The sequence below is a fragment of the Stenotrophomonas sp. S4 genome (assembly GCF_054187805.2).
In genome coordinates this window covers 3,351,059-3,375,964 of the sequence record NZ_CM196188.1, presented here as the reverse complement: position 1 = coordinate 3,375,964, position 24,906 = coordinate 3,351,059, and the positions used below count along the sequence as shown (strand labels likewise).

20 protein-coding genes are annotated in these 24,906 nt (G+C 66.8%); 16 read left to right on the top strand and 4 right to left on the bottom strand.

Annotation, left to right across the window (positions count from 1 at the left end):
• The first annotated feature begins 148 nt into the window (after nucleotides 1-148).
• The 11 genes from ACUZUJ_RS15900 to ACUZUJ_RS15850 all read left to right on the top strand — a co-directional run bounded on the left by ACUZUJ_RS15900 (nucleotide 149) and on the right by ACUZUJ_RS15850 (nucleotide 15,857).
• Complete coding sequence (locus tag ACUZUJ_RS15900; protein WP_014037992.1) at nucleotides 149-607, top strand: hypothetical protein; 459 nt, start codon at nucleotides 149-151, stop codon at nucleotides 605-607.
• On the top strand, nucleotides 607-951 hold the full coding sequence (locus ACUZUJ_RS15895; protein ID WP_014037991.1) for a hypothetical protein: 345 nt from the start codon (nucleotides 607-609) through the stop codon (nucleotides 949-951). Before ACUZUJ_RS15900 ends, ACUZUJ_RS15895 begins: the two co-directional genes overlap by 1 nt.
• Before the next feature lie 80 nt (nucleotides 952-1,031).
• Nucleotides 1,032-1,274 (top strand): phage tail assembly protein T, encoded by a 243-nt coding sequence (locus ACUZUJ_RS15890; RefSeq protein ID WP_233490795.1) that lies wholly within the window; start codon nucleotides 1,032-1,034, stop codon nucleotides 1,272-1,274.
• A 34-nt stretch (nucleotides 1,275-1,308) separates the two neighbouring features.
• Nucleotides 1,309-3,684: a phage tail tape measure protein gene (locus ACUZUJ_RS15885; protein WP_233490794.1), complete on the top strand. Its 2,376-nt coding sequence runs from the start codon at nucleotides 1,309-1,311 to the stop codon at nucleotides 3,682-3,684.
• Nucleotides 3,681-4,034: a hypothetical protein gene (locus ACUZUJ_RS15880; protein WP_014037988.1), complete on the top strand. Its 354-nt coding sequence runs from the start codon at nucleotides 3,681-3,683 to the stop codon at nucleotides 4,032-4,034. The genes ACUZUJ_RS15885 and ACUZUJ_RS15880 overlap by 4 nt, the downstream gene beginning before the upstream one ends.
• Nucleotides 4,031-4,492 (top strand): DUF1833 family protein, encoded by a 462-nt coding sequence (locus ACUZUJ_RS15875; RefSeq protein WP_014037987.1) that lies wholly within the window; start codon nucleotides 4,031-4,033, stop codon nucleotides 4,490-4,492. The genes ACUZUJ_RS15880 and ACUZUJ_RS15875 overlap by 4 nt, the downstream gene beginning before the upstream one ends.
• Nucleotides 4,492-4,887: a hypothetical protein gene (locus ACUZUJ_RS15870; RefSeq protein ID WP_049445594.1), complete on the top strand. Its 396-nt coding sequence runs from the start codon at nucleotides 4,492-4,494 to the stop codon at nucleotides 4,885-4,887. Before ACUZUJ_RS15875 ends, ACUZUJ_RS15870 begins: the two co-directional genes overlap by 1 nt.
• Nucleotides 4,878-13,166, top strand: a complete 8,289-nt coding sequence (locus tag ACUZUJ_RS15865) for a host specificity factor TipJ family phage tail protein (protein WP_458220486.1) — start codon at nucleotides 4,878-4,880, stop codon at nucleotides 13,164-13,166. The genes ACUZUJ_RS15870 and ACUZUJ_RS15865 overlap by 10 nt, the downstream gene beginning before the upstream one ends.
• An 89-nt stretch (nucleotides 13,167-13,255) precedes the next feature.
• Entirely contained in the window at nucleotides 13,256-13,471 is a 216-nt protein-coding gene (locus tag ACUZUJ_RS15860; protein WP_049445590.1) for a hypothetical protein, read from the top strand.
• Between the two features lie 188 nt (nucleotides 13,472-13,659).
• Nucleotides 13,660-15,021 carry a 30S ribosomal protein S12 methylthiotransferase RimO gene (rimO, locus tag ACUZUJ_RS15855; RefSeq protein WP_458220485.1) on the top strand — a complete coding sequence of 454 codons (1,362 nt, stop codon included), beginning with the start codon at nucleotides 13,660-13,662 and terminating at the stop codon, nucleotides 15,019-15,021.
• Nucleotides 15,018-15,857, top strand: a complete 840-nt coding sequence (locus ACUZUJ_RS15850) for a DUF3025 domain-containing protein (protein ID WP_119006574.1) — start codon at nucleotides 15,018-15,020, stop codon at nucleotides 15,855-15,857. Before rimO ends, ACUZUJ_RS15850 begins: the two co-directional genes overlap by 4 nt.
• Nucleotides 15,858-15,944: 87 nt before the next feature.
• On the opposite strand, the gene greB is transcribed toward ACUZUJ_RS15850, so the two are convergent.
• Both greB and ACUZUJ_RS15840 read right to left on the bottom strand, forming a co-directional pair.
• Nucleotides 15,945-16,451: a transcription elongation factor GreB gene (gene greB / locus ACUZUJ_RS15845; RefSeq protein WP_014037981.1), complete on the bottom strand. Its 507-nt coding sequence runs from the start codon at nucleotides 16,449-16,451 to the stop codon at nucleotides 15,945-15,947.
• An 89-nt stretch (nucleotides 16,452-16,540) separates the two neighbouring features.
• Nucleotides 16,541-18,046 (bottom strand): helicase HerA-like domain-containing protein, encoded by a 1,506-nt coding sequence (locus tag ACUZUJ_RS15840; protein WP_014037980.1) that lies wholly within the window; start codon nucleotides 18,044-18,046, stop codon nucleotides 16,541-16,543.
• A gap of 122 nt (nucleotides 18,047-18,168) precedes the next feature.
• Here ACUZUJ_RS15840 and ACUZUJ_RS15835 point away from each other — a divergent pair, with 122 nt between their 5' ends.
• Nucleotides 18,169-19,779 carry a transglycosylase SLT domain-containing protein gene (locus ACUZUJ_RS15835; RefSeq protein WP_049445584.1) on the top strand — a complete coding sequence of 537 codons (1,611 nt, stop codon included), beginning with the start codon at nucleotides 18,169-18,171 and terminating at the stop codon, nucleotides 19,777-19,779.
• Nucleotides 19,780-19,802: 23 nt separating this feature from the next.
• Complete coding sequence (locus ACUZUJ_RS15830; protein ID WP_014037978.1) at nucleotides 19,803-20,150, top strand: ribonuclease E inhibitor RraB; 348 nt, start codon at nucleotides 19,803-19,805, stop codon at nucleotides 20,148-20,150.
• Between the two features lie 71 nt (nucleotides 20,151-20,221).
• Here ACUZUJ_RS15830 and asd read toward each other — a convergent pair whose 3' ends face one another.
• Both asd and ACUZUJ_RS15820 read right to left on the bottom strand, forming a co-directional pair.
• Nucleotides 20,222-21,064 carry an archaetidylserine decarboxylase gene (asd, locus tag ACUZUJ_RS15825; RefSeq protein ID WP_049445583.1) on the bottom strand — a complete coding sequence of 281 codons (843 nt, stop codon included), beginning with the start codon at nucleotides 21,062-21,064 and terminating at the stop codon, nucleotides 20,222-20,224.
• The gene (locus ACUZUJ_RS15820; RefSeq protein ID WP_005417991.1) at nucleotides 21,061-21,711 is read right to left on the bottom strand and encodes an SCO family protein; all 651 of its coding nucleotides are present in this window, start codon (nucleotides 21,709-21,711) and stop codon (nucleotides 21,061-21,063) included. Before ACUZUJ_RS15820 ends, asd begins: the two co-directional genes overlap by 4 nt.
• A 122-nt stretch (nucleotides 21,712-21,833) precedes the next feature.
• Between ACUZUJ_RS15820 and prmB the strand changes: the two genes are divergently transcribed.
• Genes prmB through ACUZUJ_RS15805 form a run of 3 tightly spaced genes read left to right on the top strand, consistent with a single transcriptional unit; the run spans nucleotide 21,834 to nucleotide 24,893 of the window.
• A complete protein-coding gene (gene prmB / locus ACUZUJ_RS15815) occupies nucleotides 21,834-22,763 on the top strand; it encodes a 50S ribosomal protein L3 N(5)-glutamine methyltransferase (protein WP_014037975.1) in 930 nt (309 codons plus the stop codon).
• A complete protein-coding gene (gene aroC / locus ACUZUJ_RS15810; RefSeq protein ID WP_458220484.1) occupies nucleotides 22,760-23,863 on the top strand; it encodes a chorismate synthase in 1,104 nt (367 codons plus the stop codon). Before prmB ends, aroC begins: the two co-directional genes overlap by 4 nt.
• Complete coding sequence (locus tag ACUZUJ_RS15805; protein ID WP_014037974.1) at nucleotides 23,856-24,893, top strand: 2-hydroxyacid dehydrogenase; 1,038 nt, start codon at nucleotides 23,856-23,858, stop codon at nucleotides 24,891-24,893. The genes aroC and ACUZUJ_RS15805 overlap by 8 nt, the downstream gene beginning before the upstream one ends.
• The last annotated feature ends 13 nt before the right edge of the window (nucleotides 24,894-24,906 follow it).

Here is a 24,906-nt window from a genome sequence, read left to right as displayed (position 1 = left end):
TTGTTGTCCGCGTGTTGCCGATCGCAACACGCAACCGGTGGCTGTGACGGGCCAGCCACGATGACCCACTGCAGGCAGCCCCGAGCCTGATCACCCCGAACCCCAGCCGCCGCAAGGCGGCTTTTTCATTTCCAGGAGATTCAACACCATGTCCATCAATCAAGCCATTTCCGCCCAGGACTCCGCGCTGTACGTGAAGGCCGGCACCGCCCCGACCGCGCCGAACAATCCGGCCGGCTATACCGAAATCGACGGCCTGACTGCCTTCCCGTTCGGCCGCGGCCAGGCCAACACCCTCGATGCCACCAACCTGCGTTCGAAGCAGATGGAGAACATCGCGGGCCTGTCCGGCGGCCAGGCCGTGCAGGTGTCCGGCCACCGCTGGCCGGTCGGCAGCTCGGCAGGCCAGGAGATCCTGCGCGACGCCGATCCGGATGCCGACCTGCATTTCCTGATGGTGCTGCCCACCGGCGATGCGGCCACCTTCGTCGCCAAGGTCGCCGCCTTCAACGTGGCCCCGGGTACCAACCAGGTGCTGACCTTCACTGCGGACCTGCTGCCGCGTGAGTTCGCGCTGGTCACCGTGGCCGCTGGCGGCACCCCGTGATGCTGTTGGGCAAGCAGCAGATCCTGGACGCACAGGATCGCCGGCACGAGGACGTCGCCGTACCCGAATGGGGCGGCAACGTGCGCGTGGCGATGATGTCGGCCCGCGACCGTGATCGCTGGGAGCAGGAGACCTATGGCGGCGACACGCCCAAGGTGGATGACTTCCGTGCGCGATTCGTCGGCCTGTGCCTGGTCGATGAAATGGGCGAGCGCCTGTTCTCCGACCATGAGGTGGCCCAGCTGGGCACCAAATCGGCCGCGGCGCTGGATCGCGTGTTCCGTGTCGCACAGACGCTCAATGCGCTCGGCGATGCGGCCGTGGGAGAGCTGGAAAAAAACTGATCCGCCGGCCTGAGCGCCGGCTTCAGTTCCGGATCGCGTGGAGGCTGGGCCTCCCGCATCCGGACCACCTGCTGGCGGGAGTGACTTCCCGCCAGCTCTCGGAGATGTACGCGTTCGCACGCCTGGAGCCGTTGGACCAGCCCCTGCAGGGGATGCTCGCCCAGCTGACCAGCGTGCTGGCGCAGGTGCACGGCAATACGACCACTGCCGAAGACTTCCTGCTGGTGCGTCCCCGCACTTCGCCCGAGAAGGCGGCAAAGGAGCGCTCGCAGCAGCTGCTTGAACTGTTCGGCAGCGCATCGCGACGCAACGCTGCGGCGTGATTCCGGGCGGGGCAGGGCAGTGCTTCTCCGATGTGTGGCATGCAATCGAACCTGGGGCCCTGCGGGGCCCCTCATCATTCTTGGAGGAACGCGTATGGCGTCCACTAACCAGAATCTAGACGTAGTACTGCGGGTCAATACGACGGGCTTCCGTACCGCAATGGCGGAGGCCAGTCGCCTGGCGACGCAGAATCTCAAGACACTGCGCGCGGAGGCCGAGCGGACGGCCGCCGCGCTGGCGCGCGTGCATGCGGCACCGGAGGGCGCAACGGGCAAGGCCGGGACAAAGGCAAAGGCCAACGTCGGCGGCGATGTGCTCGGCAGCGGCTTGAAGGAGCTGGGCAGCGGCCTGCTGACGGCCGCCGGTGGCCCATGGGGCATCGCCATCGCGTCGGTGCAGAAGCTGGGCGAAGCGTACGTGGACATGGTCAAGGCGTCCGAACGTGCGCGCGCCGAGTACAAGGAGCAGATGCAGTCGCTGCAGCAGATGTCGTTCTCGATGGACCAGGCCGGCCTCGGCATGGGGGCGGGCACGCTGCCCCTGGAGCAGGCGGTCGCCACGCTGCATGAGCAGGCCAAGGCGCTGCGCGAGCTGGAGGCGCGCGAGAAGGCGTTGCAGGGCTCGGTCGTCCATTGGGAAGGTCGAGTGAGTAATGGCCAGCGATCGGGACGCGAAGGTGCGGGCCTGAGTGCGGCCTCGGATTACGCTGAGCTGGAGAAGGCCAGGGCGAACCTGGAAGCGTTCCAGGCGGAGGTCGCGCCGGTCCAGGAGAAGTTCCGGGGCCTGAAAGAAACGATCCGGGGCTCCCTTGACGAGAAGTTGTTCAATGCGATTGCCACGGCCATCCAGAACGTGGACAACCAGACGCTTGACCAGCTCATCGCGTCTCTGGGTGCGACGGAATGGAACGCATTGAAGGCAACCGATGCCTTCAACGGCATGCTGGGCGCCATGCGCGGAGAAGCGTGGCGGGACGAAGTCGAGTGGATCCGGCTGACCCGTGGCGAATATGCCGCCTGGATGGCCGAACGCGGCGCGGAGATCAACGCCAGAGGTGGCCCGGACAAGATGGACCCGGCCCAGCGTGCCGAGTTCAACAGGGACGCCGCGCGCAAGAAGGCCGACATCGAACGCAAGGCCCAGTTCCGCGAACAGCAGCAGGCCGCCCAGCAGTCGGTCAGGGGCCTGAACGAGCAGGCTGATGCGTACGCCGGGCTGATGGATCGCATCGAGAAGCAGATCGCCCAGGACCGGGTGCGCCAGAAGCTGAAGGAGGGGATGACAGAGGCGGAAAAGCTGCAGGTCACCCTCCTTGACGAGATGGAGCATGCCGAGAAGAAGCTCGGCGAGCAGAAACAACTGCGGGTGAAGGCCTCGCTGGACGCCGCGGTGGCCCTGGCCAAGGAGGCGGCGGCCGCTGAAGCGTCGAAGAAAGCCCAGCAGGACCTGTTCAAGCTGCAGCGGGAGCTCCAGCAGGCGGCGCAGGCACAGCAGCGCGGACACGACCAGGAGCTGTTCGCCATCGGCCATGGCGCAGCGAGCGTGGATCGCATGCAGCGCCGTTCCGCACTGGATGAGGACCGGGACAATCGAAAGCGTGCGCTGGACGACGAGTCACGTGGTGAAGACGGCAAGGTCATCGAGTCGGAGCGCTACAGGGCCCAGCTGGCCGAGCTCGATGCATTCCATGAACAGTCACTGCAACGCGAGGCCGAGTTCCAGGAAAACAAGAAGGCATACCAGTCCGATTGGAAGAACGGCGCGATGCGGGCGTTCGAGGACTATGCCGATGCCGCAGCCAATGCCGCCGAGTTGAGCCACGGCGTCTTCAGCAATGCACTGGGCGGGTTGGAAGACAGTCTGGTCAAGTTTGCCCAGACCGGAAAGCTGTCCTTCTCCGACCTCGCCGACTCGATCATCGCCGATCTGGCGCGCGTGGCAGCCAAACAGATGGTCAGTGGGCTGATCAGTTCGATCGGGCAGATGTTCGGGCCGAAGATCACCGGCTTTTCCATCGGCGGCTACACCGGCCCGGGGGGCAAGTACGAGCCGGCCGGCATCGTCCACAAAGGCGAGGGCGTGCTCAGCCAGGAAGACATGGCCGCGCTCGGCGGCCCATCGGCATTCTTTGCCCTGCGCGCTTCGCTGCGAACCGGCAATGGCCTGTCCGGTGGTGACAGCGGGGGCTATGTGCAGGTGCCGATCGCCCACGCCGGCGAGGGTGGGATGAATGTGGAAATCAACAACTACGGCGAAAGCCGGGTCAATACCCGGGAAGAGCGGCAGCGCATGCCCGATGGCAGCGAAGTGCGGCGACTGGTGATCGACATCGTGGGCGACAGCCTCAACGGTGGTGAGCTGGGCGCCATTGGACGGGCCCGATACGGATGGACGGAGGCAGTGGGATGAGCAGTTGGCCAGAGTATGCAGAAATCCGCTTTGCGGATTACGGCGAGGAGATCGTTGCCTCGGAAGAGCGGACCGAGATGGAGCGCGGCCCCAGCAAGATGCGCGCGCTCAACAGCCGGGTGATGAAGAACGTATACGCCTCGGTGCAGTTCCGCACCGCGGCTGACGCCGAGGCATTCGAAGAGTGGTACCTGCACGATGTCGGTCGCGTCGGCTGGTTCACGATGGAGCACCCGCGGACCGGGCAGCCGATCAGTGCCCGCTTCCCGCAGGGCATCGGCCGCCTGGTGCCACTGAACACCCGGTTCCGTTTCTCCAAGCGTGATCTTGTACTGGAGTACATGCGATGAGTTCGTTCCATGAGCGCCGCCAGCGCCTGGCCGACACCCAGGGACCGCTGATGCTGCTGGAAGTGTCGGCACCGTCGATGCCGGAGGTGCTGCGGATCGTCAACGACAACGTCAACTGGACCAGCAACGGCAGGGAGTTCATTGCCGCACCGTTCGGCTTCCAGCTTCCCGACGATGTCAGTGGACAGGCACCGCGCGCGCAGCTGGTGATCGACAACATCGGCCGCGCACTCACCGAGGACCTGGAAGGGCTGGCCCCCGGAGAGATGGTGACCGCACGCTTGATGCTGACCGATCGCGCCGATCCGGATGCCATCGAGGCCGAGTACGACCTGCCGATGACCCAGGTGTCGGTCAACACGCGCACGGTCAGTGCCCAGTGTGGTGTCGACTTCCTGATGCGCCAGCAGGCCGTGCTGCTGCATGCCAATCCATTCACGTTGCCGGGAATCTTCTGATGCGCCTGGTCGACGTCGAGCGATGGGTGGGCATCCCCTATGACGAAGCGGCGTACGACTGCGCCGACCTGGTGATGCAGGTGCAGCGGGCGCTGTTCGCCCGTGAAGTGGCACTGCCCGGACGCCGGCCGCGCGGGCGGCGCGGCTCGGCCGAGCTGGGCGCATTGTCGCGTGCGCAGGCGGTACCCCGCGAGGGCCCTCCACAGGACGGCGACCTGGTACTGATGATCGAACGCGGACAACACAACCCCGGCCACGCCGGGGTTTTCTTTTTCCTGGCCCATGAGGGCTGGGTCTTGCACAGCAACGAAACGAACGGCTGCAGCGTGCTGCACCGCGTTCGTGACCTGCCCGGATTTGGGCTGAGGATCGAGGGATACTACGCATGGAATTGACACCACAACCGGCGGTCGACGGCCGCCTCATCATCACCCCGCACCCGGTGCTGCTGGATGGCCAACGCAACGTGCCGGTCGACCTGCGCCCGGGTGAAAGCCTGTACGCGTTCCTCATGCGCCATGTGGACGGGCTCGATGGCCGCGCATGGCAGGTCTGCGTGGACGGGCTGGAGGTGCCGCGCGAGCAGTGGATGCAGGTACGACCGCGCCATGGCCAGCTTATTGAAGTGCGCAGCGTGGTGGGCAAGGCAGTGATTCCGCTGGTGGCGATGATCGCGCTGACCTATTTCACCTTCGGCATCGGCACGCTGGTGGCCGGTTCCGCCTGGGGCGCGGGCGCCGTCGCGGGGCTCAGCGCCACCTACGGTACTGCGCTGGCGTCGGCGGTCTACGTGGCCGGCAGCGTGCTGATCAACAAGGTGCTGGGCCCGAAGCCTCCCCGTGCAGGGGGTGGTGGCGGTGTCGCCGACACTGCGTACTCCCTGGCAGCGCCGCGCAACCGTGTGCGCGCCTATGAACCGCTGGGCCTGCTGTTCGGTTCCACTCGCCTCGCGCCGGACCTGATCAGCCGCCCCTATACCTGGTTCGAGGGCGATGAGCAGTATGTCGGCCTGACCCTCAGCCCGGGCATCAACGTTGGCCGTGTAGAGGCCTTGCAGAACGGTGATTCGGCGCTGTCCAGCTACGAGGGCGTGCGCACCTGGTTCCGCGGCTTCCCGCAGATGCCCGACGAAGCGATTCCGCTGTACAGCAACGCCGATGTGATTGAAGGTGCACAGCTGCTCGATACCGGTAGCGATGCCAAGCACATGGCCAGCCCGTGGGTGGAACGCACCAGCTCCGCTGACACTCTGCGCCTGCAGGTGAACATCGAGTTCCGGCTGTGGGATACCACGTCCAAGGGCAAGGACAAGGACAACCGCGAGCAGATCCAGATCCAGTACCGGCCGGTCGGCTCCGATGCATGGCAGTCGTTCGGCAATTACAGCGTCGTGGGACGCACGCAGAAGGCGCGCCGCGTCAGCTACGGTCGCGACGTGGAGCTGGGCCAGTACGACGTGCGCGTACGCGTGGCAGGGCAGAACACCGATGGCAGTGGCGCGCAGGCGAATTTCACCTGGACCACGCTGGTCAGCGTGCAGCGCGACGACGCCAGCCATGCCGGCATTCCTGCCATCGGGCTGCAGATGAAGGCGTCCGGCCAGCTCAATGGCACCCCGGATGAGATCCGCTGCGTGGCCCATGCGCGACCGATTCCGGTGTGGAAGGGCGATGCGGCCGGTTGGGTGACCGAGGAAACCAGCAACCCCGGCGCGCAGATCCTGGCCTATGCGCGTGGCATCCATGATGAGAACGGCAAGCGTATCGCCGGCCTGGGCATGGCCGACCGGCGCATCGACATTGAAAGCCTGAAAGCCTTCATGCTGCACTGCGCGGACAACGCGCTGGGCTACGACTACTGGCTCACCGAGGTGCGCAGCCACCAGGCCGTGCTCGACGCCATCGCGCTGGCCGGCTTCGGCCAGGTGACCTGGGCCAAGGGCCGGCTGGGCGTGGCCTGGGCGGCCGACGAGCAACCCCTTTCCGGCGTGGTCAACATGGCCACGATCAAGAAGGGCCAGTTCCAGGTTGACTACACCCTGGCCAACGCTGCCGACGGCATCGAGTACAGCTACCTGGACCGCCGAACCTGGAAGGCGGCGACGCTGCGCGTGCCGGCACCGGGCGTGGAGGTGATGCTCAATCCGGCCAAGATCACCGGTGAGGGCGTCAGTTCCGAAGCCCATGCCGCGATGCTGGCGCGTTGGCATCTGGCGCAGAGCGTCTATCAGTACAAGTCGATCAGCTACAGCACCGACATCGAGCACCTGGCCTACTCGCGGTTGTCGGTGCTGGCGTTGCAGCACGACCTGACCCAGTGGGGCTTCGGTGGCCGCCTGATCGGTGCCGCGGTCGACGCTGCAGGCGTTGCCACGCTGCAACTGGACGAGACGGTCCCGGCACCCTCGCTGGGCAGTGCGTTCATCGGCCTGCGCATTCCGGGCGAGCGTGTCTACCGCGTACTGCGCGTGGTTCCGGGCACGGAGCCGAGTGACAGGCTGGTGCTGGCCGATCCGTGGCCGGCAGATGCACCGCTGCCGGGCCACGACGACGGCAATCCTGCACACGACACGATCTGGATCTACGACTTCAAGCAGACGCCGGGTACCCGCGTGCGGGTGACCGGCATACGCCCGGAGGGCGACCTGAAGGGCGCTGCCGTGGAGGTGGTGCAGGAGGGGCCCGAGTTCTGGCACTACGTGCGGACCGGCCAATATGTGCCGCCGTCGAATGAATCCTCGCTGCAGACCCGGCCGGTGGCCAGCAATCTGAAGGTGGTCGAGCGCCAGGTCAGCCGCGGTGGCAGCATGCACACCGAACTGCAGGCCAGCTTCGATATCAGTGGCCCGGCCGGCGAAACGCGGGTCCTGTCCGATCCAGACGGCAATGCTGCGCTGGAGGAAGTGGCACGCACCAGCACGCGGTCGGCGAGCTGGGCGATTCCCGGAGCGGGCACCTATCCGGTGGTCGTTCGTCCATACAGCCCCGATGGCCGTGCCGGCGTTGCCGTGTCTACCCAGTACACCACGCTGGGCGCTGATGCGCCGCCGGTGCTGGTCGATCTGTTCGACATCGAAGAGCTCAGCGGTGGCGTGCGCCGCTATGTGTGGGGCTTCTCCAGCGACACCGTGCAGTCGGCTGATTTCGCTGGCGTGGAGATCCGCTATACCGCCGGCAGCATCGACAATCCGCTGTGGGAGCACATGACCCCGCTGGGCGATGCCGGTGGCTTCTTCACCTCCGCAATCGAAGCCGTACTGCCAGCGGCGGGCAGCTGGACGTTTGCCTGCCGCAGTCGCAACACCGCTGGCGTGCTGTCCGTCGGTGCCCGCTACCTGCGGCGCTCGCTGGGGCGCAATACCGGGCAGGCGCTGGAGGGAATCGGCGGTGTGGTTGAATCGGTCAAGCAGGACCTGGGCAAGGAAATCAACGCCCGCATCGACAGCGACCTGGCCGCCGCCACCCGTGCCGCCGAGGCGCTGCGTAGCGAATCGCTGCGCCTGCAGGATCAGATCACCGCCAGCGCCCAACGGCTTGCCGGCCAGGCCGAACGGCTGGACCAGCAGGCGCAGGCGCTCAAGGCCAACACCGATGGCCTGGCACGCGAAGTGCTGGATCGTGCCGCCGGCGACCTGAATACCCGCACCGAGCTGACTACAGCGGTGACCCGCGAAACCAGCGAACGCCGGTCGGATGTGGAGAACCTCACCCGCATGGTAAGCCAGCTGTCGGCGGGCAGTGGCGTGCAGTTCGACAGCAAGCGCATCTGGTACTTCGACAGCAGCGTCGAAGGGTGGGGGGCAAACGGTGGCAGTCCAACGCTGGTGGAGGGCTGGCTGCGCCCGGCCAACCATGCCAGCGATGCCTTCGTGACGAGCCCGCGCGGCCAGGATGTCCAAGGCGCGGCGCATCGCTTCGTCAAGCTGCGCATCCGCAAGGTGGGCAGTCCTGCCTGGGACGGGCGCCTGCTGTGGAACGGTCCCGGCCAGTCGTGGGACAACGCACGCATGGTGCAGTTCGCGGAGCCAAGCTATGACAGCAACGGCATCGCGACGCTGGATGTGGACAACATTCCGTGGAACGGGACCGTCGTCGACCAGATCCGCCTGGACCTGTCCAAGGCGCAGACCGACGCCCACTACTTCCTGCTGGACTGGGTGGCGATCGGTCGCCCGACGCCGGGTGCGTCGGTGGCCATGCTGCAGGACGAAGCCACTGCACGCGTCGCGGCAGACAGCAGCGAAGCGGGCCGGCGCGAATCGCTGGCCGTGCAGATGCGGGGCAGCTACGAGGGCGGTGACCTGGCGGGGGTCAGCCAGGGCCTGATTGCGGCGGAGAAGACCGCACGGTTGAGTGGTGACCAGGTCAACGCGCAGTCGATCCAGGCACTCCAGGCACGCATGCCGGCAGGCACCGGCGCGCTGGCCACCAGTGCCAGTGTCAGCAGCCTGCAGCAGGCGATGGTGACCGCTGACACGGCACTGGGGCGGCGCGTGGACAGCCTCGATGCCACGATGGGGGACAAGATCGGATCCAGCGCCTTCAATGCGTTGAAGACCGAAGTCGGGCAGCTCGATGGCAGGGTTACCAGCAGCAGCCAGGATCTGGTGCAACTGAAGAGTCGCATGGAAGCGGTGATGGGCGCGGGCAGCAACCTCGCGCTCAATGGCGACTTCAACCTGGGCGCTGGCACCGGCTGGACGTTCTTCAACACCACCGCAGCATCGGTGGTGCGCGAGGGGCGCGGCAACAGCCTGTGCTGGAAGGCGGAGCCCTACGCAGCGGGAAGCAATACGGTGGTCAGCGCCGCAGTCAATGAGGGGCGCGTCATCACCCTGACCGCCGGCCGTCGCTATCGCGTGTCGTGCTGGACGCGGACCAGCGAGGACTTCGACGGCACCGCCGACAACACCAAGCTGCGCGTCGCCGACCACAACGGCAACCTGATGGGCGGCGCAACGCAGTCGTTCCCGAAATCGGCCGACTGGGTCAAGACCGAGACCTTTGTGACGTTGCCGCCCACGGGAACGGTGCAGGGCATCAAGGTCACGATCAATCGCAATGGCACGGCCGGCACGTTGTGGCTGGACGATCTGTGGGTGGAGGATGTAACCGATGTCGACGCGAACGCTGCGGCGGTCAGCGGCCTGTCGACCAAGGTGGAACAGATCGATGGCAAGCTGGCCAGTGCCGCTGAGAACGTCACGCGGCTGGCCTCGGGCATTGGCAACATGGTGGCTTACAACATCATCGCCAACGCACATATCGCTTCCTCGCCTACAGGTGGCCCCCGCGCATCGGGTGTATACCGCGCCAATGGCAGTATCGTGCCGGGCATGGGCGCCAACCGGGGGCTACGGGTCGGCATCATCAATGCGGACAACAGCATCACCGATACGGCGGTGTTCGATACCCATGGCAACCTGCAGAGCGAGTCGGCCCGTTTCAACACCTGGTACGACCAGACGCTGAAGGACAACCAGTACTTCATTGCCTACACATCCGACGCAGTCGGGGCGATCAGCAGCGCCAGCAACGCTGACACCGGCGGCCTGCGCACCCGCCTGTTGGATGCGGGCCTGTCACAGGAGAACCTGGCGGCCCTGTCGGGGTCGCGGATGCTGGTGATGATCGGGCGGCGCAGGAGCGGGGCCGGCGGTGGCAGGCAGATCCTGTCGCCATTGCCGGAGACCGGCCGTACCGGCATGTGGGTGGAAATGACCGTCACCGTGCTGAATGGCGTGCCGACCGGAACGCAGGATTCGTCGATGCTCGATCGCGCGGCGCGGAGCAATGCGGAAGCATTGACCGGGCTGCGCACCGACGTCAGCAAGCTCGGTACCGACCTGGTGTCCGCCGCCGACAGCCTGACCAGCCTGGCCGCGCGTGTGGAGACCTCGGTGACCAGCAGCGACAACGTGCTGCGCAACAGCTCCTTCGCTGGCAGTGCCGCCTGGTGGACGTTGACCCGCACCGTGTCGGCCAACACCGTGGAGTGGGTGAAGGCATCGGGCCAGAGTGGTGACGCACTGTTGATGACGCATGGTCCCCAGGCCGGGCAGAACCCCTTCATCACGGCCAATGATGCGCGGTGGTTGCCGGTGGTTGCCGGCAGGTCGCGGCGGTACCGCCTGGTGATGATCGCCCGCGCCTTCGACAATGCGACGGCCACCCTGGTCTGCCGGCTGCGCGTGCGGACCAGCGGAGGGGGCGAAAGCCATGCCGACGTGACGCTGAACCTGTCCGATGCAGCCTGGAAAACCTACACGGCCGAATGGTCTGCCGCGCAGGATCGCAACGAGATCATGCCGCAGGTGCATCTGACCAACGCGGGCGGCAAGGTGCTGTTCGACCGGGTCGAGCTCTACGACATCACCGATGCGCAGGACATCGCCGGCAACGCGACGGCCATCGCCAACCTGCGCAGCGACGTGGTGCAGCTTGGCGATCGTGTCACCAGTAGTGCGTCCAATGTGGTCAAGCTGCAGTCGGACGTGCAATCGGTCCTCAATGGCAGCGACAGCCTGTTCCCGCTGGGTGGGTTCGAAACGTTCCAGGACGGCCAGCTGCTGGGCAGTGCGGCGGGCACGATCTACACCGCCCGCGCCGATGCTCGCCGGACCGGTGAGCGTGGTCTGGATGTGAACGTTGCGGCCAACACCAGCCCCAACACCAATGCGGACATGTACTTCGGCCAGTGGACCCCCATCACCGGCAATCGCCGCATCTACGTGGAGTACTACGCACGCCTGCATCCAGACAGCATCCAGCCGACCAGTGGCTCGATCCGGGTGGGCTGGCAGACCACGAACGAAGCCAACGCGGAGAATTCGTGGCCCTTGCAGGCTTACGCACTGGCCTCCCTGCGCAAGGACGGCTGGACCAAGGTCAGCGGCTACATGAATACCGCCGCGTCTGCGGCGAAGTGGCGGATGCTGGTCAGCATCCCGGGAGGAAGCGGTGCGCGCGAAGTGGGCGTGCGCGTGCAGGTGGACGACATCCGCATGATCGATGTCACCGACGCCTACGCCGCGCAGCAGAGCGCCGCTGCAACGGCCACTGCAGTGACCGCGCTGACCACCAAGGTTGATCAGCAGGGGACGAAGGTCGATGCGCAGGCTCAGCAGATCACCGACCTGTCCAGTGGGCTGAAGGGCGTACTCAACACCGGCAGCGGCCTGCTGCCCAATCCCGACTTCGCCGAAGGGCTTGGTGGCTGGACGGCATCGGCGGCCGCCAATGGCGCGGTGTGGAGCACGGTCAACGGTGATGGACGCCCAGGTGTGCTGCTCAACCGCTACACGAACGTGAATCCGACCCTGCAGGCCAATGGTGGCAAATGGGTGCCGATCAACGGCGCGCGCCGCCTGCGGGTGATCGTCCGCGCCTGCGGTGCCGGCGGTGCCAACAATCTGCTGGTGCGGATCTATCGCAAGAATGCGGCCGGCCAGCAGTCCTACCAGGATCTGCGTGCGGTGTTCGCAGTAGAGGCGTTCGAGACCCGGTCGTTCGACTTCGATGCCTTCAACAGCGGCATCGATGCCTGGCGTTTGAACATCTATGCTCACCCCGACAACGGCCAGGTACGGGTGGACAGCGTCCAGGTCTATGACATCACCGACCAGGTGGCCAACGATGCCAATGCCTCGGCCATCAGTGGGCTGAGCACCTCGGTAGGCCAGCAGGGCAGCAAGCTGGACACCACGGCGCGTGACCTGACCCAGCTCAAGACCCAGGTGGGCGACGTCTCGGCCAGCGGCTTCTCGCAGCTGAAGAGCCAGGTGAGCCAGCAGGGTACGCAGCTGACCGCACTGTCCGGGCGGGTCGACGGCGTGCAGGCCTCACTGGGCGGCAAGGCGGACGCTGCCGTGGTGACCAGCATGCAGGCGCAGGTCAAGAACCTCGGCGCAGGCGGCAACCTGCTGATGAACACCACATTCCCCTTCTGGCAGCGCTCGGGGTGGGGGTGGGGAAGCAACCCGAACGCCCGCTGGTCCGAGCTGGGCAACCCCACCGGCAATGACAGCTGGCATCCGAAGGGGATATTCGGACTGGGCGCGGTGACACCCGGCGTCGTCGCGGCAGGCGAAATGGCGTGGTGGGGAACCGAGTACGACATCGCCATCGAGGGCGGCAAGACCTATTGCGCGTCCGCCTGGATCAACACTCATCGCGTGGAAGCCAAGCTGGAGATGACGTTCTTCGATGCGGCCGGCAACCATCTGGGGCTGGTGCACAGCCCTGGCGTGAGGAGCGATACCGGAACGCCGATCACGCTCGACCGCTTGACGCGGACGTTCCTGATCACCAAAGCGCCCGCCACAGCGTCCTTCGCTCGCTTCCGCGTGATCGTGATCGGTACCGGTGGAGACACGCCGTACTTCTGGATGTTCCGCCCAATGCTGAGCCAGGTGGATGCGTCGGCCACCGTCCCCCCCACCTGGTCGGCCGGAGGCACCGAGTCTTCCGCGCAATGGTCGGTGAACGTTCGTGCCGACGGCCGGGTAGGCGGCGTGCAGCTGGCGTCCAGTGGCCAGGTCTCGCGTTTCGATGTGGTGGCGGATGCGTTCAGTGTCAGTGCGCCCGGTGGCGGGCGCCGCACCGAGTACAGCGATGGCAACTGGCGGGTCTATGACGAAGCCGGACGCCTGCGTGTGCGCATGGGCGTGTGGTGAACCGCGCGCCTGCCCGTCGCGGTGAGTGCCTTGCATGAAAACCGTTCGGGCCGCCGGTGGATGCGGCCCATTTTTTTTGGAGATCCAACATGAAGTTCAACGCACGTCTCGTCCTGCTGACCCGCGCTGTGGAGCAGTCGGGGGTGGTCAATCTGCATTTCCGGCCGGAGGGCGACAACCTTCTTCCGCAGATGGTGATCCCGGTATCGCCGCTGGATGCGTACGCCTTGAAGTTTGGCGCGCTGTACCGGTTCGAGGCGATCGAGGTGGAAGAAGCGCTGCCCATTGAATCAGCCGCTGGCTGAGACCGGGCGGTCGCGGTGGTGCTGGACGTGACCGGGTACTGACCCTTCACGGGCCAGGGTCCGCCGGCGGGAGCAGCGATTCAGGGCCCCGCCCCGAACCCCGGTATACTGGCGCCCTTTCAGGCCCCGGCCCCCAGGACCCCCTGCCATGCCGGCAGGGGCCCAGGCCCCCAGAGTCCCGCGATTCCATGTCCCAGCTGAACCCCAAAGTCGGCTTCGTCAGCCTTGGCTGCCCGAAGGCCCTCGTCGATTCCGAGCGCATCCTCACCCAGCTCCGCTCGGAGGGATACGACATCGTCCCGTCCTACGATTCGGCCGACGTGGTGGTGGTCAACACCTGTGGCTTCATCGATTCGGCGGTGACCGAGTCGCTGGATGCCATTGGCGAGGCGATGAACCAGAACGGCAAGGTCATCGTCACCGGCTGCCTGGGCAAGCGCCCGGAGCAGATCCGCGAGGCGTACCCCAACGTGCTGGCGGTGTCCGGCCCGCAGGACTACCAGAGCGTGATGGAAGCGGTGCACGAAGCGCTGCCGCCCAAGCACGATCCGTTCGTGGACCTGGTACCCGACTACGGCATCAAGCTGACCCCACGGCACTACGTTTACCTGAAGATTTCCGAAGGCTGCAACCACAAGTGCAGCTTCTGCATCATTCCGTCGATGCGCGGGAAGCTCGTCTCGCGCCCGGTCGACGAGGTGCTGCGTGAAGCCGAGCGCCTGGTGCGTGGTGGCGTGCGTGAACTGCTGGTGGTGTCGCAGGACACCTCGGCCTACGGCGTGGACGTGAAGTACGCCGAGAAGATGTGGCGCGACAAGGCCTACCAGACCCGCCTGAAGGCGCTGTGCGAAGGCCTGTCCGAGCTGGATGCGTGGGTGCGCATGCACTACGTCTACCCGTATCCGCACGTGGACGAGGTGGTGCCGCTGATGGCGGAGAACCGGATCCTGCCGTACCTGGACATCCCGTTCCAGCACGCGAGCCCGCGCATCCTGCGCTTGATGAAGCGCCCCGGCGCGGTCGAGAAGACCCTGGAACGCGTGCAGAACTGGCGCCGCATTGCGCCGGACATCACCGTGCGTTCGACCTTCATCGTCGGCTTCCCGGGCGAGACCGAGTCCGAGTTCGAAGAACTGCTGTCGTTCCTCGACGAAGCGCAGCTGGACCGCGTGGGCGCATTCGCCTATTCGCCGGTTGAGGGGGCGACCGCCAACGATCTGCCCGATGCTGTGCCGGAGGAAGTGAAGCAGGAGCGTCTGGCCCGCTTCATGGAGAAGCAGGCACAGATCTCCGCCGCGCGCCTGGAGGCCAAGATCGGCACCGTGCAGCAGTGCCTGGTCGACGCCATCGAAGGCGACATCGCCGTGGCCCGCTCCAAGGCCGATGCCCCGGAGATCGACGGCCTGGTGCACATCCAGAATGCGGACCAGGTTCCGCTGCGCGTGGGCGAATTCGTCGACGTGGAGATCACCGAGAGCGACGAGCACGACCTGTACGGTGACGCGCTGCCCGCCGCTACCCGCCCGGCATTCGACCTCAAGATGCTGTGACCGCAGCGACGGCCGCCGCCGGTGACGGCAGCGGCGTCCGCCGCTTCGTACCGCCGCCACGTGCGGCGGTCGATCCGCAGGTGTTCGGGCACCCGCTGTTTGCCGGGCTGCAGGACGTCCGTGATCTTCTGGTTGGCCCCCACTGGCCGTCCATCGCGGCACTTGACGCACGCCTGTCCCTGCCGGGTTGGCAGCTGGTGGAACAGGATGCCGCGCTGCTGGCCGACGGCCTGCATTACGAGGCGCGCATCGCGCAGGGGCGCATCGCCACCCGTGCCGACAACTGGCATGACCTGTTCAATGCACTGGTGTGGGCCTCCCATCCGCAGCTGAAGCGTGCACTGAACGCGCAGCAATGCCGGCATATCGAGGCCATGCCACCCGGCCAGCGCAACCGCGCGCAGGCCGCCTTGACCCAGTTCGACGAAACCGGCGTGATCGTGCGTGTGCGCGATGACACATTGCTGCGTGCGTGGGATGGGCATGACTGGCCTGCGTTGTTCGAGCCAACGCGCTGGCAGGGGGGTGACATCGCCATTGCCGCGGTATTCGGGCATGCGCTGATGGAACAGGCGTTGCTGCCAGGGCGATTGCTGGTGGGCAAGTGCGTGGTGGTGCAGGGTGATGCCGATGCTGCCTGCATTGACGCGGTGACCGAGGCCATTGCCGAGGGCAGGGCGGTGACCGATCCGCTGCAGCTGCGGCCCCTGCCATTGGCCGGGATTCCCGGCTGGCACGACGTGCAGGATTCCGCCTTCTATCGCAATGCCGACTACTTCCGCCCGCTGCGTGCAGAACGCGCGTACCCGCCGCCGTTGCCGCCGCTGCCGTTGTAGAGCCGAGCCCATGCTCGGCTGCGTTTGCCCATCAGCCGAGCATGGGCGCGGCTCTACATGTACAGCGAGTTCGAGCATGACTCGACGCTACACAGGCGCGTACTCCACCCCGATCACCGCAAAGGTGAACTGCCCGCCGGGCAGCTCCACCGAGAACTCGTCGTCCAGCCGCTTTTTCAGCAGTGCACGCGCCAGGGGGGAATCGATGCTGATCCAGCCCAGGCCGGCATCGGTCTCATCCGGCCCGACAATGCGGTAGCGGCTGGTGTCGCCGCTGTCCACGTTCTCCAGCTCCACCCATGCGCCGAAGAACACCGCCTGCGGATCGGTCGGCGTGGTATCGACCACGCGCAGCGATTCCAGCCGCTTGGTCAGGTAGCGCACGCGGCGATCGATCTCGCCCAGCTGCTTCTTGCGATAGGTGTACTCGGCGTTCTCGGAGCGGTCGCCTTCCGCGGCAGCGGCGGCCAGCGCCTTCACCACCTCCGGGCGGCGCACACGCCACAGCTCATCCAGTTCGGCCTTCAGTCGGGCATGCCCAGAGGCGGTGATCAGGGCCGTGCTTTTTTCTGCGGGGGGACGCCAACGCGACATGCAATACGACTTCTTTTCGAGGGGAAGCGATGGGTGAGTGGGGTCGAATCCCTTTCCAGCGGAAAGGGATCCGACCCCAGCAGGGGCAGCTAGCGCTTGCCGCCGAAGATGCCACCGAGGATGCCGCGCACGATCTGGTTGCCCAGCTTGGTGCCGACGGTGCGCGTGGTCTGCTTGGCCATGGTTTCGATCATGCCCTGGCGGCGCTTGGTGCCGAAAATCGCGTCCTTGATCGCCTGGCCGAAACCACCTTCCTGTGCTTCGTCCTGCTCGCGGCTGCGCGCGGCCGGCGCCTGCGCCTGTTCGACGGTCTTCTGTGCGCGCTGGGCCAGCAGCTCGGCGGCCGATTCGCGGTTGATCGCGGTGTCGTAGCGGCTGCCGACCGGGCTGCCGGCACGCACCTGGGCGCGCTCGGCGTCGGTGATCGGCCCCATCCGGCAGCGCGGCGGCGCGATCATCGTCTGCTGTACCGGCATCGGTACGCCCTTGTCCTGCAGCGTGGAGACCAGGGCCTCGCCCGTGCCGAGCTGGCTCAGTACCTTGGCCACGTCCAGCTTTGGGTTCGGCACGAACGTCTCGGCCGCGGTCTTCACCGCCTTCTGGTCGCGCGGGGTGAACGCACGCAGCGCATGCTGCACGCGGTTGCCGAGCTGGCCGAGGATGTTGCCCGGCACGTCGTCGGGGAACTGCGAGCAGAAATACACGCCCACGCCCTTGGAACGGATCAGGCGCACCACCTGCTCGATGCGCTGCACCAGCGATGGCGGTGCATCGTCGAACAGCAGGTGCGCCTCGTCGAAGATGAAGACCAGCTTCGGCTTGTCCAGGTCGCCCACTTCCGGCAGCTGCTCGAACAGCTCCGACAGCAGCCACAGCAGGAAGGTGGAGTACAGCTTGGGCTTGAGCACCAGCTGGTCGGCGGCGAGGATGCCGATCATGCCGCGGCCGTCGTGGTTGACCCGCATGATGTCGGCCAGTTCCAGCGCCGGTTCGCCGAAGAAGTTCTCGCCACCGTCCTGCGCCAGGCGCAGCACCGAGCGCTGGATCGCGGCGATCGACTGCGCGCTGACCAGGCCGTACTCGGTGGAGATGTCCTTGCGCTCCTCGGCGACGAGGCCGAGCAGGGCGCGCAGGTCGTCCATGTCCAGCAGCAGCAGGCCGCGGTCGTCGGCCAGCTTGAACACGATGTCGAGCACCCCGGCCTGGGTGTCGTTCAATTCGAGGATGCGCGACAGCAGGGTCGGGCCCATTTCGCTGACGGTGGTGCGCACCGGGTGGCCCAGCTTGCCGTACAGGTCCCAGAAGAGGGTGGGGCTGGCGGCGGGCGCATAGTCGGCCACGCCGATCTCGGCGGCGCGCTGGAGCAGGTTCTCGGCGCCGCTGCCGGGCACGGCCAGGCCGGAGACATCGCCCTTCACATCGGCCAGGAACACCGGCACGCCCAGTCGCGAGAAGCCCTCGGCCAGCGTCATCAGGGTCACGGTCTTGCCGGTACCGGTGGCGCCGGCCACCAGGCCGTGGCGGTTGCCAAGTTTCGGCAGCAGGGTGACGGCAATATCGTCGGTAATGCCTTTGCCGAGCAGAATCGGATCCATGGTCCAGCCCTTGTGATGAATAGCCCAATGTTAACCGCCGGCAGTGACGGTCCGAAGGTCGGCTTGCCCGGACCTTGGCGGCGCCGCTACTCTGCCTGCCTGTTTCGCACACAGTGCCATCAATGCCCGTTCCTGTCCTGATTTCCCGTGGTTGGCCGCTGCTGGCCCTGGCCGGCCTGGTTTCCCTGGCGCCCGACGCCCATGCACAGCGGGTTTCGGCCCGGGACAAGGTGAAGGTGGATGCGCTGCAGCAGCGCATGACCGCCGCCGAAAAGCGCTACAGCGACGCTCTGCTGCTGGTCGCCAATGCGGATCCCAAGGGCAGCAACGAGGCCGATGCCGCGCTGGAGGACATGGAAGATGTCCTCAACGACTGCGTGAAGCAGAAGGGTTGCCAGATGGGCACCCTGCTGGCCAGCTACAAGCGCCTGCTCAAGCATGACGCCGATGCGGCCGCCAGCGATGACGTGGCCGACGAGGGCGGTGATCGCCTGGAAGCCGACCCCGACCACATCGGCCCGCTGACCGCGGACGTGCCCGAGGCCGCGCGCGCTGCCGCGCTGCTGAACGACAAGCGGCACGCCTTCGACAGCATGGTCGAGTACAACCCGGCAGTGCAGGCCGGCATCCGTCGCTGGCTGACCGACATGCGCCCGGCGCTGCTGACCAGCTACGAGAATTACCAGAACCTGCGCGCGGTGATGTGGCCGGAGTGGGAGAAGCGTGGCCTGCCCGAGGCACTGCTGTTCGGCATCATGGCCAAGGAATCCAACGGTCGCGTACATGCCTCCTCGCGTGCCGGTGCCGCCGGCCTGATGCAGTTCATGCCGGCCACCGGCCGCCGCTTCGGCCTCGGCCCGGACGGCACCGGCTTCGATACCCGTTTCGACGCGCGCAGCGCGGCCGAGGCCAGCGCCAGCTACCTCAACGAGCGCCTGCGGGAACTGAACAACAACGTGGAAATGTCGGTGGCCGCCTACAACGGTGGCGAAGGCCGTGCCGCACGCGTGTTCAAGCAGAGCGCCGGCCAGAGCTTCTGGACCGACAGCGTCTACAACCAGTTCCCGGGCGAGACCAAGGACTATGTGCCGATGGTGATCGCCGCGGCCTGGATCTTCCTGCACCCGCAGCAGTACGGCGTGGAGTTCCCGAAGATCAGCGCCCAGCCGGCCACGCTGCGCCTGGCCAAGTCCACCACCATCTACGAACTGACCATCTGCCTGGGCAGCCACGGTACGCGCGATGGCTACATGCGTGCGCTGCGCAACCTCAACCCGCGCTATGAAGCCGATGGCTGGATTCCGGCCGGCACGCTGATCAACGCCACCACCCGCATCGCCGGGCTGTACCAGCGCAACTGCGTCAGTGGCCCGCGTGCCGACCTGGCCCGCACCCTGATCACCGCCGATCTGAACGCAGCGATCAAGCGCCCAACCGCGGCCAGCTACACCGGCAGCGTGGCGGTGGGCGGTGTGGTACCGGTGGCCGACGCGGCTGCATCCACCAGCGTGCCGACCACGCCGGTGGCGGCGGTGGCGACGCCCCGCCCGACGCCGGCCGCGCGTCCGAAGCCGGTGCGCAGCCACAAGGTGGGCAAGGGCGAGACCCTGGGCGCCATCGCGGCGAAGTTCCAGTGCGACGTGCCGACCCTGGCCCGTGCCAATGGCCTGAAGGGCCCTGCCTACAGCCTGCGCCACGGCCAGACGCTGAAGCTGCAGGGCTGCGACAAGTAATCCCCCCGACCCCTGGAACCCGCATGGACCTCGAAGCCACCCGCAACCTGTTCGCCAACCTCCGCGAAAACACCGACTGGGACATCAACGGCCCGTTGCTGTGGGGGTACTTCTTCGTCCACTCCAGCGCCGAGCCGCTGCAGGCACTGGCGGATCACCTGCAGGCGCAGGGCTATGCCTTCGTGGAACTGTTCGAGCAGGAGCCGGAAGAGGGCGACGCGCCGTTCCACGTGCTGCACGTGGAGCGCGTGGAGATCCACGACGAAGCCTCGCTGGACCGCCGCAACCAGGAATTCGCGGCGCTGGCCGCGGAGAAGGGCGTGGAAGACTACGACGGCATGGACGTCGGCCCCGCCCCGGCCCTGCAGTAACGCCAAAAAGGGGACGGAGGGGATTAAGTCGTTTATGCATAAACGACTTAATCCCCTCCGTCCCCTTTTGGTCAGCGCAGTTTCGCCAGGGCCTGGCCCAGCTGCACCGGGCTTTCGGCGCCCAGTTGCGGGGCGAATTCGGCCACGCCGGGCGGCAGCAGCACGATCACGGTCGAGCCGTAGTTGAACCGTGCCATCTCGGCAAAGCGCTCCAGCTTGATGCCCTGGCCGCGGTAGTCCTTGCGGGTGATGCGATCACCATAGGCCGGAATCTCCTCGCCGCTCCACACGGTTTCCACGCCGGACACCAGCAGTGCACCGACCATCACACTGACCATCGGGCCGAAGCTGGTGTCGAAGTGGCAGACCAGGCGCTCGTTGCGTGCGAACAGGCGCGGTACGCCGTTGACGGCCGCCGGGCCGACACTGAACAGGCGCCCGGGCACATGCACGGTTTCACGCAGGGTGCCGGTCCACGGCATGTGCACGCGGTGGTAGTCGCGCGGGGACAGGTACACGGTGGCATACAGGCCGTCGTTGTACGGCTTGGCATCCTCGTCACTGCCCAGCAGCTCGGCGGCGGTGAACGACTGGCCCTTGGCTTGGAAAATGCGGCCGGCCTCGATCCTGCCGAGCTGGCTGATGCGGCCGTCGGCGGGCATCACCAGGCTGCGCGGATCGGCATCGGCCACGCGCGCGCCCGGCTTCAGTGCACGGGTGAAGAACTGGTTGAAGGTCGCGTAGCTGCGCGGGTCCGGGTTGGCCGCTTCGTCCAGGTTGACGTTGAACTTGCGGGTGACCGTGTCGATCAGCCAGCGCGACACGCGCGGATCGTCCGAGTACGCCAGCGAACGCGCCATCGAGGACAGCAGGCGGTGGGGCAGGGCGTACGTCAGGGCGGTGGTGAGGCTCATGGGGCAGTTTTCTCGGTCAGCTTCTGCAGGTCGCGGGCAATCGCCGGCGCATTGAACGGGGGGCGCACCAGGCCGGCAAGACGGCCCTGCGGGTCGAGCACGGCCAGGCTGGCCGAATGCTCGACGGTGTAGTCCTCGGGGTTCTCGTCGAAATGCTTGCCCGGCACTTTCTGGAACACGAAGCCCAGCGAGGTGGCGAAGCGCTCCAGCGAGGGGATATCGGCGGTGGCGGCCAGGGTGTCCTTGTGGAAGCCGTGCACGTACTCGCCTAGGCGGGTGGCGCTGTCGCGGTCCGGGTCGACCGAGATGAACAGCACGCGCGGGCGCAGGCCATCGGGCAGAGCCTCCCACTGGTTCTGCGCGCCGGCCAGCTCGGCCAGCGTGGTCGGGCAGACGTCGGGGCAGAAGGTGAAGCCCAGGAACACCAGGGTCCAGTGGCCCTTCAGTTCGCCCGGGATCAGGCGGGTGCCATCGGACTGGGCCAGGTTGAAGTCGGGCAGTTCACGCGGTTGCGGGTACAGCGTGATCGCTTCGGTGGCCGGGGCGTTGGCCGGCGGCTTCGGCGCGAACACCTGCTGGGCGGCCAGCAGGCCGAGCCCCGCCGCCAGGGCGATCAGCAGGATGATGCCGGCGTTGCGATTGAACATGGGGGCTCCCGCGCGAAATGGGCTCCATCATACCGGCTGCGGCCCGATCGTTTCCGCCGCAACGGATGCCGCCGCGGGCGCCAGCCCCTATAATCGGGGGCCACTTTGCCCGCAGTACCGCCATGACCGCTGAAACGGCCGCCGAACTCCACACGATCATCGATCTGATCCGCTACGGCACCAGCCGTTTCAACGAAGCCGGGCTGACCTTCGGGCACAGCTACGACAACGCGCTGGACGAGGCCACCCAGCTGGTGCTGCACAGCCTGCACCTGCCGCACGACCTCGGCCCGGCCTACGGCCAGGCGCGCCTGCTGCAGGCCGAGAAGCTGCGCGTGCTGGAGCTGTTCCAGCGCCGCATCGACGAACGCATCCCGGCCGCCTACCTGACCGGTGAAGCCTGGTTTGCCGGCCTGAGCTTCAAGAGCGACAAGCGCGCCTTGGTGCCGCGCTCGCCGATCGCCGAACTGATCGAGTGCGGCTTCGAGCCCTGGCTGGCCGGCCGCGACGTGTACCGTGCGCTGGACCTGTGCACCGGTTCGGGCTGCATCGCCATCGCCATGGGGCACTACTACCCGAACTGGCAGGTGGACGGCGTCGACCTGAGCGACGACGCGCTGTCGCTGGCTGAAGAAAACCGGGAGCGGCTGCAGGCGTACAACGTCAACCTGATCAAGTCGGACCTGTTCAACGGCCTGTCCGGCCGCCACTACGACCTGATCGTCACCAATCCGCCGTACGTCACCAACGACGAGACCGATGCGCTGCCGAAGGAATACTCCTACGAGCCGGAAATGGGCCTGCGTGCCGGCGACGACGGCCTGGACCTGGTGCTGAAGATCCTGCGTGACGCGCCGCTGCACCTGAGCGAAGACGGCCTGCTGATCTGTGAAGTGGGCGAGTCCGAACAGCATCTGATCAAGCTGCTGCCGGAAGTCGATTTCGCCTGGATCGAGTTCAAGGTCGGCCAGATGGGCATCTTCGCGGTCGAATGCCGCGAGCTGATCGCCCACAGCGCCCGCATCACCGAACTGGCGGCGCAGCGCCCGTGAGCTCCAATTCGTTCGGCAAGCTGTTCACCGTCACCACGTTCGGCGAGTCGCACGGGCCGGCCATCGGCTGCGTGATCGATGGCTGCCCGCCGGGGCTGGCGCTGGACGCGGCCGAATTCGCCCACGACCTGCAGCGCCGCGCCACCGGCAAGAGCCGGCACACCTCGGCGCGGCGCGAGGCCGATGAGGTCGAGATCCTGTCCGGCGTGTATGAGGGCCTGACCACCGGCACCCCGATCGCGCTGCTGATCCGCAACACCGACCAGCGCAGCAAGGATTACGCCAACATCGGCCAGCAGTTCCGCCCGGGCCACGCCGATTACAGTTACTGGCACAAGTACGGCATCCGCGACCCGCGCGGTGGCGGCCGTTCCTCGGCACGCGAGACCACCATGCGCGTGGCCGCCGGCGTGGTCGCCAAGAAGTGGCTGGCCGAGCGCTTCGGCGTCACCGTGCGTGGCTACCTGTCGCAGCTGGGCGACATCACCCCGGCCGGTTTCGACTGGTCGGCGGTGGAAGACAACCCGTTCTTCTGGCCGCACGCCGCACAGGTGCCCGAGCTGGAGGCGTACATGGATGCCCTGCGCAAGTCCGGTGATTCGGTCGGTGCGCGCGTGGACGTGGTCGCCGACAACGTGCCGCCGGGCTGGGGCGAGCCGATCTACGGCAAGCTTGATGGCGAACTCGCTGCCGCGCTGATGAGCATCAACGCGGTGAAGGGCGTGGAAATCGGCGACGGTTTCGCCAGCGCCGCACAGAAGGGCACCGAACACCGCGACCTGCTGACCCCGCAGGGCTTCGCCAGCAACCATGCCGGCGGCATCCTCGGTGGCATTTCCACCGGCCAGCCGGTGGTCGCCTCGATCGCCCTGAAGCCGACCTCCAGCCTGCGCCTGCCGGGCCCGTCGCTGGATACCGCCGGCAAAGTGGTCGAGGTGGTCACCACCGGTCGTCACGACCCCTGCGTCGGCATCCGTGCCACCCCGATCGCCGAGGCGATGGTGGCGATGGTGCTGATGGACCAGGCGCTGCGCCACCGCGCGCAGTGCGGCGATGTCGGCACGATCACCCCGCGCATTCCCGGGCAGATCGATGGCTGACACGCGGCCGACCGTGTGGGTGAGCCAGCCGCTGATCGACGCGGCCATCGCGCCGCTGCGCGATCGCGTGCAGCTGCGCAGCACCGACACGGTCACCGCCTGGTCGCCGGACCAGATCGCCGAACAGCTGGCCAGCGCCGATGGCGCGATCATCACCCTCAACGAGCGCATCGGTGCGGCCCAGGTGGCCGGCGCCGCGCAGCTGCAGGTGATCGCCAATGTCGGGGTGGGCTACAACAACCTGGACGTCGACGCGCTCAGCGCGGCCGGCATCCTCGCCAGCAACACGCCGGACGTCCTGACTGAAACCACCGCCGATCTCGGTTTCGCCCTGTTGATGGCGACCGCGCGCCGCATCACTGAATCCGAGCGCTGGCTGCGCGAAGGCCAGTGGCAGCAGTGGTCGTTCCAGACCATGCTCGGTGCCGACATCCACGGCAGCACGCTGGGCATCCTCGGCATGGGCCGCATCGGCCAGGGTATCGCCCGCCGCGGCGCGCACGGTTTCGGCATGAAGGTGCTGTACCACAACCGATCGCAGCTGCCGGCCGCGACCGAGGCGGAAGTGGGCGCCACCTATGTGGACCTGGATACGCTGCTCGCGCAGTCCGACCACCTGCTGCTGGTGCTGCCGTATACCCCGGCCTCGCACCATCTGATCGATGCCGCCGCGCTGGCGAAGATGAAGCCGTCGGCGACGCTGGTGAACATCGCCCGCGGCGGCCTGGTCGATGAGATCGCGCTGGCCGATGCGCTGGCCAACGGTCGCCTTGCTGCAGCGGGTCTGGATGTGTACGAAGGCGAGCCAAAGGTACGCCCCGAACTGCTGGCGCTGCGCAACGTCGTGCTCACTCCGCACATCGGCAGTGCCTCGCTGGCTACGCGCACGGCGATGGTACAGCTGGCCGTCGATAATCTGGTCGCCGGGCTCGGCCTGGACGGCGGCCCGTCGCGCATGCCGAGCGCGATCAACGCTGACGCGGCGATGGCCGCGCGCGTGACTCTGGGCAAAAAAACCGGGAAACGATAGGGAACCTCCGCGC